At 61.2% G+C, this 17,275-nt stretch carries 17 protein-coding genes; 9 read left to right on the top strand and 8 right to left on the bottom strand.

What is annotated here, in order from left to right:
* The first annotated feature begins 14 nt into the window (after positions 1 to 14).
* The 7 genes from ABD919_RS18765 (at position 15) to ABD919_RS18735 (ending at position 5,677) form a co-directional block, all read left to right on the top strand.
* Positions 15 to 641 (top strand): hypothetical protein, encoded by a 627-nt coding sequence (locus tag ABD919_RS18765; protein WP_345237593.1) that lies wholly within the window; start codon positions 15 to 17, stop codon positions 639 to 641.
* 60 nt (positions 642 to 701) lie between these two features.
* Entirely contained in the window at positions 702 to 1,457 is a 756-nt protein-coding gene (locus ABD919_RS18760; protein ID WP_345237592.1) for a conjugal transfer protein TraK, read from the top strand.
* 27 nt (positions 1,458 to 1,484) lie between these two features.
* Positions 1,485 to 2,384, top strand: coding sequence for a DUF4138 domain-containing protein (locus tag ABD919_RS18755; RefSeq protein WP_345237591.1), 900 nt, complete (start codon positions 1,485 to 1,487; stop codon positions 2,382 to 2,384).
* Between the two features lie 46 nt (positions 2,385 to 2,430).
* On the top strand, positions 2,431 to 3,810 hold the full coding sequence (gene traM / locus ABD919_RS18750) for a conjugative transposon protein TraM (protein WP_345237590.1): 1,380 nt from the start codon (positions 2,431 to 2,433) through the stop codon (positions 3,808 to 3,810).
* 27 nt (positions 3,811 to 3,837) lie between these two features.
* Positions 3,838 to 4,725: a hypothetical protein gene (locus ABD919_RS18745; RefSeq protein WP_345237589.1), complete on the top strand. Its 888-nt coding sequence runs from the start codon at positions 3,838 to 3,840 to the stop codon at positions 4,723 to 4,725.
* Positions 4,726 to 4,803: 78 nt separating this feature from the next.
* Entirely contained in the window at positions 4,804 to 5,271 is a 468-nt protein-coding gene (locus tag ABD919_RS18740) for a hypothetical protein (protein ID WP_345237588.1), read from the top strand.
* Between the two features lie 16 nt (positions 5,272 to 5,287).
* On the top strand, positions 5,288 to 5,677 hold the full coding sequence (locus tag ABD919_RS18735; RefSeq protein ID WP_345237587.1) for a hypothetical protein: 390 nt from the start codon (positions 5,288 to 5,290) through the stop codon (positions 5,675 to 5,677).
* A 62-nt stretch (positions 5,678 to 5,739) separates the two neighbouring features.
* Here ABD919_RS18735 and ABD919_RS18730 read toward each other — a convergent pair whose 3' ends face one another.
* Positions 5,740 to 7,497 (bottom strand): SIR2 family protein, encoded by a 1,758-nt coding sequence (locus ABD919_RS18730; protein WP_345237586.1) that lies wholly within the window; start codon positions 7,495 to 7,497, stop codon positions 5,740 to 5,742.
* Positions 7,498 to 7,729: 232 nt separating this feature from the next.
* Between ABD919_RS18730 and ABD919_RS18725 the strand changes: the two genes are divergently transcribed.
* Together ABD919_RS18725 and ABD919_RS24020 are read left to right on the top strand one after the other, a co-directional pair.
* Positions 7,730 to 8,224, top strand: a complete 495-nt coding sequence (locus ABD919_RS18725; protein WP_345237585.1) for a hypothetical protein — start codon at positions 7,730 to 7,732, stop codon at positions 8,222 to 8,224.
* Between the two features lie 51 nt (positions 8,225 to 8,275).
* The gene (locus ABD919_RS24020) at positions 8,276 to 8,614 is read left to right on the top strand and encodes a VOC family protein (RefSeq protein WP_425556421.1); all 339 of its coding nucleotides are present in this window, start codon (positions 8,276 to 8,278) and stop codon (positions 8,612 to 8,614) included.
* 225 nt (positions 8,615 to 8,839) lie between these two features.
* On the opposite strand, the gene ABD919_RS18720 is transcribed toward ABD919_RS24020, so the two are convergent.
* The 7 genes from ABD919_RS18720 to ABD919_RS18690 all read right to left on the bottom strand — a co-directional run bounded on the left by ABD919_RS18720 (position 8,840) and on the right by ABD919_RS18690 (position 17,250).
* Positions 8,840 to 8,971: a hypothetical protein gene (locus ABD919_RS18720; RefSeq protein ID WP_345237584.1), complete on the bottom strand. Its 132-nt coding sequence runs from the start codon at positions 8,969 to 8,971 to the stop codon at positions 8,840 to 8,842.
* A gap of 198 nt (positions 8,972 to 9,169) precedes the next feature.
* The gene (locus tag ABD919_RS18715; RefSeq protein ID WP_345237583.1) at positions 9,170 to 9,805 is read right to left on the bottom strand and encodes a hypothetical protein; all 636 of its coding nucleotides are present in this window, start codon (positions 9,803 to 9,805) and stop codon (positions 9,170 to 9,172) included.
* Between the two features lie 388 nt (positions 9,806 to 10,193).
* A complete protein-coding gene (locus tag ABD919_RS18710; protein WP_345237582.1) occupies positions 10,194 to 11,507 on the bottom strand; it encodes a patatin-like phospholipase family protein in 1,314 nt (437 codons plus the stop codon).
* A 123-nt stretch (positions 11,508 to 11,630) separates the two neighbouring features.
* On the bottom strand, positions 11,631 to 11,876 hold the full coding sequence (locus ABD919_RS18705) for a hypothetical protein (RefSeq protein ID WP_345237581.1): 246 nt from the start codon (positions 11,874 to 11,876) through the stop codon (positions 11,631 to 11,633).
* 60 nt (positions 11,877 to 11,936) lie between these two features.
* On the bottom strand, positions 11,937 to 12,290 hold the full coding sequence (locus ABD919_RS18700; RefSeq protein WP_345237580.1) for a hypothetical protein: 354 nt from the start codon (positions 12,288 to 12,290) through the stop codon (positions 11,937 to 11,939).
* Between the two features lie 226 nt (positions 12,291 to 12,516).
* Complete coding sequence (locus tag ABD919_RS18695) at positions 12,517 to 14,670, bottom strand: T9SS type A sorting domain-containing protein (protein ID WP_345237579.1); 2,154 nt, start codon at positions 14,668 to 14,670, stop codon at positions 12,517 to 12,519.
* Between the two features lie 417 nt (positions 14,671 to 15,087).
* Entirely contained in the window at positions 15,088 to 17,250 is a 2,163-nt protein-coding gene (locus ABD919_RS18690; RefSeq protein WP_345237578.1) for a hypothetical protein, read from the bottom strand.
* Positions 17,251 to 17,275 lie beyond the last annotated feature (25 nt).

Below are 17,275 nucleotides of genomic sequence, written 5' to 3'. Positions count from 1 at the left end.
TCATCCCTTTCTATATGAACTACTCTCCCTGCTACCTCGCCCTGCTCACTCTGGGCCTGGCTGCTTCCTGTCAATCCAAAGAGGAAAAAGCCAACGCGGCTCTGGCCGACACCTTGGAAGCGCACGCCGAAAGCCCCGCCGAGCAGGCCCGCATGGCGGCTCAAAAAGCGGCGTATGCCCTGCCCCCGGCGAGGTCGGCAACGGCAGTCGATGTGCGCGCCGGCGTGCAGCAGCTGTTGCCCGAAGAAGGCTACCTGGAACTGGTTTCCGTGAAAGGACGGGGAATGCAACCCATCACCATCGGCCTACCGCCGATGTGGCGTATTGGCATCAAGCCTGGTTACCCCAAAGTGGGACCCGGCTACAAGATTCCTTTCGAGGCGGTGCTGCGCTGGAAACCCACAGGCTACGTGGAAACCAAGCCCAAATCAGCCTTGCTGGTCCTGCAGACGCCGAAAGACTCACTGATGCGCTTCCACATCTCGGAAATGAGTGTGGGCAGCAAGGTTGTGCCGGTCCGACCGGGTGAGCCAGTCACGGTGCAAGGGGTGCTCTATACCTACCTCGACCGGGACAATGCGCAACGGCTGCTGGTGTACCCTTACCAGAACAAGCAAGTGTATTTGAGCCTGTCCAACTAGGGGCTGTGGGGAAGAAAATCCCATCCTCTTAACCCTTCTGTTGACTTAAAAGCAATTCCCATGGATTCTGCCAAAAACCTAAGTACCTCTTTCTCCACCATGCGCAACCTCGCGATGGGGAGTGTGCTGGCCCTGCTGCTCGTTGCCCTGGCTGCGGGCTTCCTGGTGTACCGCGCCTATGAAAACAGCGGCCGCCGCGTGTACGTGGTCGGCCAGACCGGTTCGGTGGCCGCGCTCTCCGCGCCCACTACCGAAACGCATACGGCCTACGAAGCCCGCAACCTGGTGCGCAACTTCATGCAGACCATGTTCGGCCACGACCAGTACACTTACAAGGCCAACCTGGACGCGGCCCTGCCCTTAATTGAGGGGCGCGGCGGCCGGCGCATCTATGACGGCTTCACCCGCGGGCAGGTGCTGCAGAACTACGAGCGCTACGCCGCCCGCAACGTCGTGACCGTGGACAGCGTGAGCATTGACATGAACCACCGACCCTGGTCGGGCCGGGTATATATCAAGCAGCGCATTTTCATCGGGGGCGAACAAAAGGAGCCACTGCCGCTGGCGGCCAAGTTCAACCTGACGGAAACCAACCGCTCGGATGCCAACCCCTACGGGCTGCTCATCACCAACTTCGACTACATCCCCTACAACCCCCAAGTATCCCGGGAAGAACTGCAGGCCCTGAAAGAGCAAGAAGCGGACCGGCAGCGGGCACTGCTCGAAGCGCAGCGCAGCGCGGGTGCCGTGGCGCCCGACGGCGATGCGCCAACTACTCAACCGGCCCCGGCCTTGCCGGCAGCGCCGGGCAAATAAGTCTTTTCCCTCCCAAAGCGTATTCCTATGTTAACTAAACTTCTGCTGGCCCTGAGCCTGCCGGTGCTGCTGGCCTCGGCCGCGTCTGCTCAACCGTCTGCGGCCCTGCTGCGGCCGGCTTCTTCGGCAATGCACGCCGCGCCGGCATTGCTGGATGTGGCCGTCTCGGATAGCTCCACCACCTACCTGGTTTTTAGCGGTCCCGTCTCGCTGGTGGACGTGGGCATGGCGAACAACTACCTCGTTAAAATTGAAGCCAACGCCGTGTTTGTGCGGGCCAGGCGCAAGTCCGCGCCGCCCACGCCTATGCTTATTCGCTTTGGTAGCAAGTACTGGATGGGCAGGCTCGTGTACGTGAACCGGCCTGTGCTGCAGCTCTACGACTTCCAAAAAGACGGGGCTCTGGGCGTAAGCGGCAGTCCCGGTGCAACTGCGGGCTCGGCTCCGGATAATGAGCTTGCCCTAGACAAGGAACGGGAAAAGAAAGCTGCTGTCGAAGGCAAGCTGAGCAAGCTGCGCAAGACCAAAGAAGAGCATCAGGCCGTGGCCGTGGTCGACAACGACTTGGTGCTGTCACTGGCCAACGTGCGCAACGACAAAGACTTCACTTACCTGCGCTTCAAGGTCATCAACCACTCGGCCATTGACTACAACGTCGATTTTACCGACTTCCAGTTGGTCGAAAACGCCCAAAAGAAGTTTCTGGCCAAGAAAAAGAATGAAGCGCGCCGCCCACTAGCTCCCTCGGGGGGCTTGGCCAATCAAGTGGTTTCGGGCCGCACCACCGGTTACCTGACCTACGCCATTCCGCTGTACGCGGCGACCGACCGGGGCTACCTGGAGGTAACGCTGCGGGAGCTGAACGGGGCACGGGTGCTGGTGCTGCCGGTGCCTTCGCGGGTCATCAATCGGGCCTCCACCATTTAACGCTGCACTTATGGAACCTGCAAACCCACACAACCAACCCCCAGCCATGGGGTCTTCCGAACACGACGACCAGGAGCGGTTTGGTCCGGAACGGCCCGATGCTGCCAAGGCGAAAGCGACCCCGGCGGAGGTACTGCGCAACAATTGGATGCTGTTGACCGGCCTGCTGGTATTGCTGGTCGGCGCCGGACTCTTTCTCTGGCTGCGCTCGGCTACCCAGGCGGCGCAGCAGCGCAAAGAAGTCGTGGCGGCCGCTTCGGAAAACATCGAGCCCGAAATCAAGGCCGCGCCCGTGGCGCCGGCGCCGGCCGTTTCGCCCTCGGCCCAAATCGAGCAGCAGCGGCGGCTGGAACAAGAAGCTCAGAGTGCCCCGACCCGACCCAACACCGATGAGGTCGTAGAAGCTTTTGTGGCCGATACCATGGGCCAAGCTTTGCGCCGGAAGCGGCGCGCTGCCGCGGCAACCCAGGCTGCACGGCGTCGGCAAGAGGAGGCGCGGCTCGCCGCGGCCGATGTAGACACTATCGAAACAACGCTCCAGGACCCGACCACGGGTTCTTACCACTCGGAAACGCTGGTGGTCCCCCGGCGGCGGCCCGGCCAGGTGGTGGGCAGTACGGCCCGACAGGCCGGTTCCCGTGTCGGCAGAGGGATTCGGGCGGCCCTGTTACCGGCGAGAGATACCGACGGCACCCCCTTTGAAACGGACCCGGACGTACTGGCTATGTTGGGCAGCTCGCCTCCCGAAACCCGCGCCGCCTACGAGCGCATGACGGGCAAGCGCTTTCGCGACCCCAAAGCCGCCGCGCAGGCCTTGGCTTCCCGGACCGGGGCCGCCGGCGCGGATGGTTTCAATACCGTCAAGGTGGGCAACTCTGCCCGGATGATGGCCCAGGGCAACCAGACGGAACTAACGCCCGACGTCTTTTTTAAGTGCGTCATCAACGGGGAGCAAAAGGTGCGGACCGGCTCCGTCGTGCTGCTGCGCCTGCAGGAAGACGCCGTGGTGTCCGGGGTGACGTTCCCCAAGAACTCCGTCTTCGCCGGCATTGCCAGTGTAGGCACCAACAACGTGATGCTGGAAGTCAACCGCCTCGGTCCAACCCGGGTCGCGGCCAGCATCTACGATTACAACTACATGCCGGGCATCATGATTGACCCGGTAAAGCGGGTTGCCAAGGATGCCAGCCTGGCTGGCCAGGACCTGCAGCAGCAATCCATGCAGGAAGTGAGCACGGCCATTGACCGCTCCGCCTCGGCCGCGAATTCTGTGGTGGGCGTGGGCGGACGCGTGGCCATGGGCGTGCTGAGCCGCCCGAAAACCCGGACCAAGCTCCGGGATGTGCTGCTGCCCGATGGCTACCCCATCCTGATTACTACAGCGGCTGCTGGCCAGATGGGGCCGGCCACGGCCTCGGGGCGCTAATCTTTTCCTTTCACCAACACTACGACAATGAAAAAGACTCTTTTTCCGGCCCTGGTGGCCGTCGCGTTGCTAGTAGCCCCGGCCCAAAAAGCCTCGGCTCAAATGGTGGTCAATGACCCGCTGCACATGGGCGTTCAGATTGGCGAGTTTGCCAAGCGCCTGCAGCAGTGGTCCACCACGGTCCAGAACTATCAGGTTGTGAAGGACGCCCGCCAGATTGCGGGGGTTACGAAGGACATCACCAGCAAGGTGCGTAGCCTGACGCAGGAAGGACTGGACCTACAGAAGCAGGTGCAGGCGGACCTGCGGAAGGTGCAAAGCATTCAGGACCTGCGCCTGTCCAATCCGCAGGAGCTGTTTGCTCGCGCCCTGGCCATGTCCGGCCGCAGCCAGACCAACCAGATGATGCCGGTTTATGCCAAGGCCCAGCGCCTGCGGCAGGCCTTACAGTTAAACAACCCAGCGCAAGACGTTAACACCATGTACGATGTGTTCTCGCGCTTCGGAGCCAGCTCGACGGACCCCAACGGCAACCTGACCAGCGACCAGTACCAAGCCAAACGCGAGGAGTCGACCGTTTCCTTATTTGCCGCAGAAGAGATGATGGCCAAGCGCAAGCTGGCCATGGCCGTGAACTACTACAAGATTGCCGATGAAATGACCGCGCAGAGCGTGGAAATGCAAGCCACCTTGAAAAACCCCGGCCGGTACGCCATGACGGAGGGGGAGCGAATGGCGGCCCTCAACTCGTCAAATGACAACATGATTAAGGCCATGCAGCTGCGCGAACAGGGCGACCGCTTGTTCATGGAGGCCTCCCAGGCAGGGCCCGCGCACCAGGCCGCCGAAGCGGTGTACGCCTCGACGCTCAGCCGTAATGCGCTCATTAAAATGGACCGTAACCGGCCCCGCTAGGTGTTTATGAAAAAGCTCTTGTTACTGGCGCTCCTGCTAGCGGGGGTCGGCCTCTCGCCAGCCTTCGCCCAGCGCCACGTGAAACACCTTGCCTCCTGGGGAGTGCATCTTGGTCGCTCCGAAACCGGCGACTACTACGAGCTGAGCTATACGCCCATGCTCACGAACCGCTTGGCTCTGCGCCTGAGCGGAGGCTACGAGCACGGTACGCTGGCCGCTCGCGGCGAGTACTCAGTTTATCAGGGCCGGGTGTTGCTCGCGCCTCAACTGTTTCGTCTTGGGGAAGTGGCCTACGTCCACCTACTAGTAGGCGCAGGAGCCGGTTACGAATGGACCAACCAGAACGGCACGGGTGAGATGACTACCGGGGCGAACGAACCGCAACGCTTCACTTACGGACCCCAGGCCGGTGCTGAAGTGGATGTATTCCTGGGTAACAGGCTCTCGCTCGTGGCTACGGGCACCAAAGGCTACCTGTTTAATAACCCGCTTATCGACCACTGGCCAGGTCTGGCCAGCATTGGCGTGCGGTATCACTTCCGCTAACTGCATTTTCTGACCTATGAAACGACTTGCTTATCTACTTCTGAGCTGTGCGGCCTTCGTGACAGCTTCGGGCTGTTCCAAAGACAATGATGCTGCACCAACTGGTCCGAAAGAGTACCAGGTTGAATACCGCATCACCTCCAATGCCCCGGTTTCGGACTACCTGAGCTATACCAACGAGAGCGGTGGCAATACCACGCTCAGCAACACGCCGCTGCCGGCCAGCTACCGGTTTAAGCGCACCATGAAACAGGGCGATAACCTGACGATTCTGGCCAGCATCGACGGGGGCACGGGGGCTTCAGAAATCACGTGCGCCATCCTGTTGGACGGCAAAGAGGTGAAGAAAGAAACCGGGCGCGGAGTCGATGCGCAGGCTGTGCCGGTTTACGTCATTGGTCAGTAGTGTAAAAGGCCCAGTAGCAAGGTGCTACTGGGCCTTTTGCCAGTGATAAATAAAATGTGGCGCTATGCACGCGCAAAGCGACCTTCTTTGATTGCCGCCTTGTGGGCTTCTACGGCTTTCGCCAACTCCGCCGTACTGCCCTCGAATACTCCCTTCCGCAACAATAGCCAGGCCGCGCCTTCTTTCGCAATGGCATTGTCTACCTGCTGAACAGCGGGGTTATCATTCATTCGAGCACCCCGCCAGTAGAACCGGCCATAGCGAACATACCCTTTTTGCTTGCCCGGGCTACCGTAGCCGGTAAAGGAAATTAAGTATTCCAGCCGGTCGAAAAGCGTATTGTAATCAGCATCTTCCGGTACCAGCTCGCGCAATGCGGGACGCAATACTTCGTGCACGCGGTCGCTTACGGGGGTTAGCTTTTTGTGGGGCAAGTTCAGAAACCGGACGGCATACTCGTCAAACAGGGTATCGAATGCGGCCACGGGCGTTTTTATCTCCTGCCGGGCTTTGTCACGCAACCGGGGTGTCAGTAACAAGTCGATTAAGGCTTCTTCGTTATCGGCTGCCAGGGCCCCTAAGCCGCCGGCATACAACGCCAACATGGCGGGGTACTGCAACAGGTCGTACCACATCATGTACCCGCCGTTCACATCGGCTACGCTTGTGCTCCCTAATCGCTCAATGGCCCGCAACCACAAGGGCAGTTGCTGGCTGGTTCCCCAAAACAAACCCGTGGCCATCAGCGCCACCATCGTTTCGCTCAACGCCTCCAGCCTGGTGACCGCCTGCAGGTAGACTTGTCCTTGGTCGCCCACGTGGGTGTTCATGGCCGGCACTGTCTGGGCAATGTGGGCCCGCAGTAGTTCCACCTCTTGCATCACCAAGTCGTGCAAACGGATGCGTTGCTCCTCGTGGGGTAGATACCGTTTCAAGGCCGCTACCGCTACGGCGGCCGAGGCCGGGTGGGGCCGCGACATCTCTTCCAACGAGGCTACCTTTTCGGCGATGCCTTGAAAGAACTCGTCCGCTCCTTTTATCGGGATTACGGTTGCTTTCCGGTGGTTGGCCAACTTTTGAGCGGCCTCCGCCAACGGGCCCATCGAAGCCCAAAAGGTAGAAAACCGGCGGGAAGGGCAGCGAAACAGCGCATCCCGCAACGCGGCATCCCACACCCCCGACCAGCCGCAGATAATCAATCCGTACTCGTCCAGCACCCGGTCTAGGAGGTTGGCCAGGGCCGGCTCGTACACCGCCAGCTCTTCCGGGGTGTTGCGCAGCCGCGTATCGCTGTAGTGCCCGTGCAGCTTGATGATGGTGACGGCCCCGTGCTGCAGGGGCATCATGCCGGCAATAGCGCCCGGGTCGCTGACAACGGCGGGAATAACGCCTACCGCTTCCAAGGCCAGTTCCAATAAGGGGTCAAAGTTGGTCGTCAGAATAACGCGGATGAATCCTTGCGCGACCAATTGCGCAATGGCGTGATGCGCTTTGGTGGGTTGCTTCTTGTTTTCTTGACGTTCCTCGTCGGAAGCTGTGAAGTAGGGCAACAACAAGCGCTGCCGCTCCGTGGGCGTGGGCGCCAGTAGCTCAAGTAGCTTCGCGTAGTCCGGCTCTCCACCAAAGCGCTTCCTATACCATTCTTCTGGGGAAGGGCCTGCATCTTCACCTTCGACCGCCGCTACTTTTCTGACCAAATCAAGGGTAATGCCCCAGCCCGTTAGGATGCCTGCTGCAGACGAGAGGCCTGACCCCAGCAGCAGTGCCGTAGCACCTTTGGTATTATATAAGGTAAAGGAGAGGGCGAGCGATTGGTCCATTCAGTTGTTTGTGGGGTGGTGAGGTTGCCGGCAAGTGGCTTGTACTGTCGGGATTGGGCACTTGTAGAAAAGTAGCGGTATAGGCCTTTTGCCAGGGCGTTACTTCCCTCATTGCTTCGGCGCAAGAAACAACTAACCCAGTTACCGGCCGGGCAGTTTGCATTTGAGAAAGTTGGCTGGGAACTCCAGTTAAGCAATTAGCTGTATTTTTCCGCTTCCCTACTTCTTCTTTATGAAGCTTTCGCTCCTCTTCACGGTGTTGCTTTTTCTCGGAAGCCACTTGTCATTCAGCCAGTGCATCAGCGTAAAAGGCCTGCGTAGCCTCTTTTTCAAAGACATGGCCGCCCAAGATGCTTATATGGCAGCAAAGGGCTACAAAGTGCAAGAGAAGTTCAGGGGACGCGGGACCATCTGGGCCAATAAAGCCTACGAAACGGCTGCCGTAAGCCTTAACGAAGACGGCAAGGTTATCATCGTATCCTACGACCCGCCTACTCAGCCTTGTTTTGCGGCCATCAAATCGGAGGTGGTCTCCATGGGCATGAAGAAGGACAAAGTCATTTCCGGCGAAAATTTCATTTATACCTACTTTTCAAACAGCAGCTTTGGCGTAGAGATATACAAGTTTTCGGGTCCGACGGAAGACACCTACCATGTAACCCTGCTGAGCAAAACGGAATACTTGGAGCAAATGGACCTGGTGGCCAGAAAGCGACAACAAGAGTAGCGCCCATCTTGCCACGTTGCCCGCTTGCTTTGCCTTATAACAGATTTGACTATGGCCTCTGTACAGCGCATTTATGCCCGCGACATCCCAGCTACTCGCCGGTGGTACTCAGCCCTCCTTGGCTTTGAGCCTAACGAGGACCTTCACGGGCTTTGTTATGATTTTGGCACCCATTCCCTGGTGCTAAGCCCAAGCGGAGACAAAGGCCTTTTTGGGTTGATGGTCTCGTCCATGAAAGACGCTCGGCAACGATTCAAACAGCAGGGAATCCAGCTTGACGAAGTCTTAGGAACTATAGGAAACCACGATGAGGGAGAAACCGCCTCCTTTCGGGACCCTGCTGGAAACCAAGTGATGGTTCTCGACCAGAGCAACATCACCGCCAGCTGACCCTATCGCCGGGAGGGCAATCATAGTTGCTTTACCAAATCCCGGGCAGTGGACAAGCTGTCCAATAATTTTGCCCACTGCCACTGTTTTCGGCGCCATGGGTAATCCAGGAACCGGGGCACGCCGGTGGAATCATACTCGCCACCACGTACATAAACTTCAACCTGCTGCCGGCCTGTTCGGAGGTGCAGGAAGCTGGCCTTGGTTAAAAGTTTGGTCCAAAAGTTAATCGGACGGATCCGGGGTCTGCTCCCAGTTAAAAGCGTAGAGGGCTTCGAGGTCAAAGCGGAGGGAGTCTTTGAGGGCCTCGTCCGAGAAGTCGAAATCGCCGTGCAGGTTGATGTGCTGCCAGCTCACGGGCGAGCTGGCAGCACATCAACCTGCACAGCAAATCTGATTTCTCCGATGATACGATTCGATACGGTTTTGCTCCTATGTCCCCCTGAGCAAGTGCTCAGAGAATAAACGTAGGTAGGGCAGGCCTTCATAGCCATGGAAATGGATGCAAGCTCATTATGCCTGCATGCTCTACGTACATAAGGCAGGCAAGAATGGTCACGCGTGGATCCAAAAGCCAAAGCGACGGAACTGCGCTCCGGTCCACCACACCCGCCCGCCGTAGCGGAAATTCGTTGCGCCCGCCTGGCTCTGCAGGGGGACCGTCACCACGTCGCCCTTGCGTGTGGCCTTGTGGGAGGGAGTTTCAGGCACTACCGCCACGATGTGACCCGGGGCGTTGAGGTTGGTCCGTTGCGCCGCAATCACACACACTTGGCCCAGGTTAGCAGCTTGCTGCAGTTCCGTTACACTGGCGGTGCGCCGCCAGCCAAAATCCGGTCCGAACTCCTCCAACCAGTTAAACAGCGCGTTGACGTTGTACTCCTCGACTGTGGTGCCGTAACGCGCCGCCACCAGCTGCCCCTGCAGCAACTGGGTCAGCGCTTTGGCCCGCCACCAGACCCGGGGCAGGTAAGCCCCGGCCAAGAGACAGTAGTCGTGGGCGTAGATGTTGCAGAACGTGGCCGACGGCGTCCGCTGGTAGCGCTTCGCCCGCTCAACCTTCAGGTAGTCGACAATGCCGCCAAGTTCCTGCGCTTTGGCCTCGGGGGCGGCACCGGCGCGGCCGGGCTGCTTGGGGTCGTTGAGGGGGAAGGCCCGCAGGTCGGGGTTGTCAATGCGCACGGGATGCAAAGGCGTCAGGTGCGCTTCGGGAATGGACGGTAAGACCGGCGGGGGCGGCGGGACCGGTTGTTGCGTTGCTTCCTTTAGCAAGTAGGCCTTAACGTACCCCTCCACCGGCGTGCCTTGCAAATCGGCGCGCACGCGGGCCCACTCCTTGGGCTGATCTTCGAGCACAGGGAGCGCCTCCACGTGCTGGCCCTGTTTGAGTTGAGCCAAAATGTTCTTGGGATCCAACCGCGGCTGGCTCCGCAAATTGGCCTCTAAGGGCAAGACTTCATAAACCGTTGCGGCCATAAATTATCAGGAAAAGTATTACTTGGCTGGGAAACACTTCTTGTCAGTCAGATGGAAGTTAGCAATGCATGCGCGCCCTAAGTGGATTTGCACCCGGTAACCGCTACGTTAACCCGGTGGCCGGGCGCATGGCGTCCGTCATTTGGTAGGCCTTGATCATTTCCTGGCGCAAGGTGCGGTAACCAGGCCAGTCAAAATCGGCTACGAATTTAGCCGCCGCGGCCGCGCCCTTGGCAAACAGCTCCAGCTTAGTCGCGTCGGACAAACCAAAATCCAACCAGTTGAACTGGTCGGTTTCCGCGTAGCTGACCAAGAGCCGAAAGTCCGGGTTGCGCTTGATGAAATCGTAGTCGTGCACGTGCCGGGCCGCGTCGAACATGGCCCCGATGAGCTTGGTAAACTTAGTCAGCTGGTTGGGACGGCTCCGGTTCAAGCCGAGCTTGATGCCGAGCGTCGGGCAGTTGGGCACGCGGTAGTGCTGGTGAAACAAGTCGATGGGGAAATTGCTCATGATGCCCCCGTCCAGGAAATGCACCGTTTCGGGAACAAGACCGCAGTAGCCGGTGGCGTCCTGCCACAGCGCCCCGCCCGGCTGGCCTGCGCCGGGCAATGGACCGACGGTGTGGGGCCAGAAGAAGAAGGGGATGGACATGGAAGCCCGAACAAAGTCGGCCGGGTGCACCTGCTCGGGCTGGGCATAGTACAGGTGCGCCATCTCGGGAAACACCGCTTTGGATTCCGTGGTCACATCGGCCGCCACCACGGCCACCCGCACCGGCTGGCCCGGCGCGTAGGGCGTGCCGTTGCGCAACCGCAGGCCGTCGACGGGCGCGAGCGTGCGCAGCCGGTTCAGGTCGGCCACGCGGCGGATGCCCCGTTCGTCCAGCAGCCCGCGCACCCAGGCGTGGAAGACGTGCCCGGGGTTGAGGCCCAGGTCCTCGGTGAAATTGTCGACCACCTGCGCGCCTTTCCAGAAGTACTTGAGCAGGCGGCCGTTTTCGAGTACCACTTCCGCGAAGTCGCGGGCGTCGTCGTCGCCGTCCACGAAGGCGTAGAGGTCTTGCGCGGCAAGTTGGGTCAGCAGCCACTCCGTTTTGGCATCCCACACCGGCCCAGCCGCGGCCATCAGCATGGCGTTGATGGATCCGGCCGAGGTGCCGCCCAACTGCAGGAAGCGTACGTTGAGTTGCTCGAGCACGTACACGTAGCCCACCAAGGCGATGCCCAGTACCCCGCCGCCTTCCATCACCAAGTCCACGTACTGGTAGCCGCGGTGGTCGATGATATCGCTGACCTGCCACGCTTGCCCCCCGACCCGGGGCTGTTGGACGGCAGCACGCGCCCAGTCAAGGGCCGGTTGGGCAGCGCGGTAAAAGTCAGCCGGCGTTAACGATTGAGCGGGACGACGGGCAGGCATAAGGCAATACGCGATAAGGGTGGGTAACTGGAATGGAAAAAGTACTTCGACCAAGTGCGACGGAAGCAGAAGGGGGCCGTTCGGTCGAATCGGGCGCTTTGGCGCGTACTCCTGCTCAACTCACTAAGTAATGTGAATCGCATTGGCGGCTTCCAACTCGGACAAGGTGCAGGTCTCGCCTTGCCAGCAGCCGGTGGCTTGCAGCGGCGCGCCGGCCACGTGCAGGAACAGGCGGTGGGTGAGCGGAACGTAATGCACGTCTAATGCAAGATGAATTAAGTACAGGCGCTGCAGCGCGTTGGCCTGCTGCGGCAAGGGCACGTGCGAACCGGGACCGGAAACGAAGTAGACACCATAGTGCTTAACCACAGAAACGCGCACTTGTACGCGCCGCGGAGTTCTGCCTGGCTCCCCGCGGTTAGTTAAAAGTCAGGAACGCGTGGACGGGCGGGGCCGTAGGTCGCGCACCCGGATGTCCGCAATGCGGGCCGAAAAATGGTTGAGCAGCATTTGCGTAAAGCGGCCGTTGTACACGCCGTACGTGTGCGGGTGGGGCTGGGTGCCCGCCTCCAAGTGATAGTAAAAGACCAAACGGTCGGCGGTGCTCTCCCCGGGATTGTAAGCCAGGTAGGCCCCCGCGTTCCATTGTCCGGATTCGGCCGTGTGCACGAACCGTTCGTCAATCAATTCCCACGTTTCCAGCCGCTGGCGGGCAGCGGCCTGGATAGCCGCCAGCAGGGCAGGGGCATCGCCCGAGCGGGCGGCAGTGACGAATACGGCCATGATTGAGGGTAAGAATACGCGGTGGAAGCCGCCGCACGTAAGAAAGGTCGAACATACGCAGCCCGGACCAGAGATGCAACCCGCACATGGCGGCACGCGATCCAAGGCCTTGAGTCCCTATTTCTGTGCGCTTGCACAGCTCACTTACCCCAACCGTTAGTTCGGGGTAAACGCTTCTTAATAAGTCTACCTGGCTTTGGCTTACTTCAGACCAGGCGTTACATTCTTAGGGCTGCAGGACTACCTGGCGACCTATCACCGCCTTGGGCAAAGTCACCTGCAGGTAATAAAGTCCAGGGGCTAGACTTCGGCAGTCAACCGATTGGGCAGCATTTGTTAACCTGAGGCCTTGCGTCAGGACAACCTGGCCGACGCCATTCACGAGTTGCACCACAGCTTGTTCTGCCGGACCCTGCCAGGCCACGTTGATTATTCCTGTGGCGGGGTTCGGATAAATGGCCAACAACGCTGCCTCCCCGGGTGCGCGCGCAGCCAGCGGCTGGGTGACCGTGATGGTTGTCGTGGCCGAGGCTTCGCAGCCATTGGCATCCCGGTACTCGTACGCCAGCGTGTGGGTTCCAACCCCGGCCAGTTGCGGCGCAAAGGTATTAGCGCTCACCCCCGGGCCGCTGTAACTGCCCCCTGCAGGTGCCCCGCCGGTCAACGGGAAAGGAGCTTGGTTCACGGGTACCGCTGCCTGCGGGGACAGCGTGACCACGGGCCGGGGGTGCACGGTATACGTAACCGGGGCCGACGTCACCGTCCCGCAATTGCCCACGGCCTGCAGCGCGTAGTTCCCGCTTTGGCTCGGAGAAAAGGCAGGGCCCGTCGCGCCGGCGACGGGCTGCCCGTTCCGTAACCATTGCAGCGCCGCGCCGGCATTTGCAAAACCAGCCAAGGGGGCCACCGGCGATCCAAGGCAACTGCTCACCGCGCCGGTGGGGACCACTTGGGCCCGGGGCGCAGCTTGTACCCACAGGGCCACGCCGTCGCCGGCCGACACGATGCGGCGGGGGGCGGAGGCCACGACCCGGAGGCGGTAGCCCGGGCCATCGGCTAACCCCATCGGCAAGGTAACAGCCACGGAGCCACTGCCCGGGCCCGCGGCCGAGCCCACTACCACCGGGCTCGCAAACGAGCCGGCGGCATCGGAAAGCTCGGCCGTGAAGGTGTTGTTGCTGCCGCTGCCCGGGCTGACCGAAAAAGGGACTTGCACGGTACTGCCCGGGCACACCCACAGCGGCCCGGCACCCGGCGTTCCCACCCGCAGCGGCGGGGCCGCTTTCCAACTCCACTGGTAGCGGCCGTACGGCCACGTGCCCAGCCGCGACGCCACCGTATCGGCCCCGAAGACCACGCGGCCGTCGCCCTGGCCAAACGCGTACACGTAACCGTCGGGCGTCACGGTGATGCGTTGGTTCGGAACCGCCCCGGTAGGAAACGCGGGGTGGCGCGGCACGGCGGTGTCGGTGGCCTGCAACGCCCACTGGCAGAGCCCGTCCTCGGCCCCGTACGCCGCCACAAAAGGGGCCCCGTTGCCCGTTGCCGACCCGGGCAGGGTTACGCCGTTGTTCAAAGTGCGGTGGTGGGGAACGTGCGACCCCAGGTATAAGGTCCCGGCGCGGTCCACCCCAGCGGCCGTGAAGACCGCCGCTAGGGGTTGTGCCCACCGCGCGGCACCGGTAGCCCCGTTGAGGCGCAGCAGCCACGGTCCGTCGGTAAGCGCCACTCCAAACGCGGAATTGGCTTGGGCGCCGGTGACGATAAAGACATCCCCGGAAGGATGGGCTTCGGTGACGTAGACGTACTCCGACTGTACCCCACCGGCGGCCCGAGCCCAGGTGACCCCGCCGCTTGCATCCACCCGCGCTACACAGATGTCCGTCGCGCGCGAAGTCGGGAATTGATACGAAAATGTCCCAATGGTGATGTTGCGGGTGTAGCTGATGCCCAAAAAGGCGTTGCCGGCCGGGTCCACCGACATGGCATCGAGTTTGTCGGGGTTGAATCCGCCCGCGGTACGCGCCCACACGGGCTGCCCCAGCGGAGTAAACTTAGCGAGCAGCACATCGGTCCCCCCCCGCGACACCGCCTGCGTGGCCCCGATGAAAATGGCGCCAGTGAAATACCCTCCCACGTAGATGTTGCCGCGGCGGTCCAATACGATGTGCTGAAGCGAAAGACCCTCGCCAAAAGCGTTGTTGGTCAAATCCACGGCCCCGATGCGCCGGGCCCAGACCACGGCACCGGCTGGATCCAGTTTGAAAAGAAACGCATCCAATCCCCCCGGGCCGTTTGCCGAGCGGAGCGTGTCGCGCCCCACCACCAGAAAACCGGAGAAAAACCCGGTGGCGTACACATTCCCGACGGAATCGGCCACGGCGGCCTGGCAACCTGCCCCGCCGTGGCTGGTGCGAAACAGGCGCTGGACCGCCCCGTTGGGCGTGTAAGTAACTAGCGCGAATTCCCGGCGCCAAAATAAAGGGGCCGTGGCCGTTCTGGGACCGGGGACGAGTAGCGTTGACCCGACTTGCATGGAATCCCGCGTGTGCACGGGGACCGTGGCCGTCCCGTCGGGAGCCACCGCCACGTCCGCGGCAAACGGGCCTAGGTTCGTAAACGAGATGCCGCGGCCAAAAAGGGAGGTTTGGGCATGCCCCACGGCAATTGTTTGCCAAAGGGCGGCAACCAGCAGTACGTATTTGATCATAGCAGCGCGCGTAGAAAAGAATAGTGGGCGGCGGACCACAAGATTGCCGCCGCCCCTGTTGTATAAAATTACGCGTCTGGCTGGCAACTACGGCACGACCGGCAGGGTTCCCAGCGAATCCTGGGCGGGAGGGTTCGCCGGAACCGGCGCAACTTGGATGAACTGCAGGCCGGAGGGCAGGGTAACCAGCTCGACACTGGCCCCGGTGCTGCCCCCGGTGCCCAGCACGACGAACTCGTCTTGCCCGATTAGCATGTCCAGCAGTTGCGCTCGGTTCTTTTCCTGCACGGGTTCAATAGGCACGCCTTGCGCCGTAAGTTGCGAAAGTCGCACGCGTTCAATGCGCGTACCGGCGGCATTGAAGGTAGCGGCCGTGATGCCAAAGCAGGCGGGCTCGGTGCGCGGGGTGCGGGGCAAGAGTTGATCGTATGCTAGGCCGCTGCTGCCATTGCCCCGGCCCGGCGACCGGTCCCGGGCGTACCACACCACGGTGCGCCCGTCAAACCACCGGGCCCGGCGGTAGTTGCCGTCAACACGAATTCCAGCGGGGGGGACCCGGTGTTCGCGCACGATGTAGTTGTCGGTGGGTGCCCCCAGGTTCAACAACGAAGTCCGCGGTTGTACCACGCTGTCTGCTGCCGGCAGATTAACGCCCTCCACGTAGCGCAGCATGGCGCCTTGTTCCAACTGCACCACCCCTTGTCCGGTTTGGGTTAAGACAAAGGGGATCCAGTTCTCGGCCACGGAGGTGGCCAATTGGTACGCGTACGGCGAGGTGGTGGCCGCCGTGGCCGCTGCTGGCGCGTGGCGCCGCAGGTATTCGGTTACCCGGGCAGCCACCGCGTTCCCGTCAGTTCCCCGTCCCAACCCGTCGGAGACCAGTTGCTCCACGCCCCAGACCATGTTCGTAGCCTCTTCCCGCAACAACAAAACCTGCTCCAGGTCCGGGCCTTCCTGCAGCGCCAAAGAGGTGGGTGGAATAAACAAACGGGGCTCGGACATGGCTCGGTTGCTTTCCTCGCTCAAGGCATACATGCTCCACCGGCCCCAATCCGTGTCGATCGCCGTGCCGTCCTCTTCGGTTTGTTCGGAGCGGCCAGCCGCGCGAATGTCGTAGCGTTGCCCAAAGACATCGGTTACCACCAGGCTTTTTACCGTGCACATGCTGCCCACTGGAACCGTGTAAGGCAGGGCAAACCAATCGTTCTGGTAAAGAAACATGAATTCCTGCAGCAACATCCGGCCAAAATCGGAAGGGTCGGCGGTTACTTTGCCAAAGTCAACTTTGCCGTCCTCAAACTCCCACCACCGCGCACTGGGGGCCCCGGCAAATTCGATTTCCGAAGGTACAAACCGCTGGGTGACGGGCTGTACCACGTTGGCGGTGTTTTGAAACCCGCCCGCGGAGGCAGCTACGTCCACGGAATACCAGTGCATGTCCTGCCCATCGTGCTCGGGGGCTGTCAGCACCAGGGGGCTGGTGCCGGAGGTGGGTGCGGCCGCCGCAAAACGGTAGCTTACGTCCGGTATTGACCAGGCCGAGGCATTGGCTCCGGTCGGTTGCGTGTACAGGCGCCGAAACCAAGCCACAAAGGCCGACGCGGCCTCGCGCAACTGCTGTTGCTCAGCAGGGGGAGCGTTTTGTGCGCCGGCAGCCGCGAGGACCGCGTTGGCGTCCGGCAACACCTCCTCGAACACCCGGTACCCGTCTACGGCCTTCCCGCTGAGGGTGCGCAGCATCAAGTGGGCTTCTGAGAGAACGTACTCCGATCCGTACTCGGCTAAGTGCCCAGGCGTCTGATCGTTTTGGGCTTCCAAAGCGTACGTCCCGGTTTGGAAAGGGGCCACGTAGCTGGTCAGCCCGGCTTGGCGCAGCAGTTGCACCCAGTAGTACCCCATTTGAAGCCGCAGGCCCGGGTCCACCACGGGGGCTTGGCCTTGCACGAGGGCATCCAGCGGCAGCGGCAAGCGCTCTTGGGTGAAGGCAACCGGCGTGCTGGTGTTGAGTCGCACTTGGTTTACCCGCGACACTTCCAGTACTATTTCGGCCTCCACGGGCATTCCGCGGTCTTCGGCCCGGAACTCTTTAAGCTGCCATTGGCGGGTGAGCAGCCACGCCGCATCGCGTACCTCGGCCCGCAGGCTTCGGTTGAACTCGCGGCTGCGGGGCCGGGGCTCCAGGCGATTTCCCCCCACAATGGAGGACACCTCGTTGACTAAGCGCTTGGGATTGGGCGGCGTGTACGGCATTGCTGGTTAAAAAAGGCGGGATAGG

The organism is Hymenobacter saemangeumensis (genome assembly GCF_039541835.1).
Classification (GTDB): Bacteria; Bacteroidota; Bacteroidia; order Cytophagales; family Hymenobacteraceae; genus Hymenobacter; species Hymenobacter saemangeumensis.
This window is presented reverse-complemented; position numbering and strand designations above follow the sequence as displayed.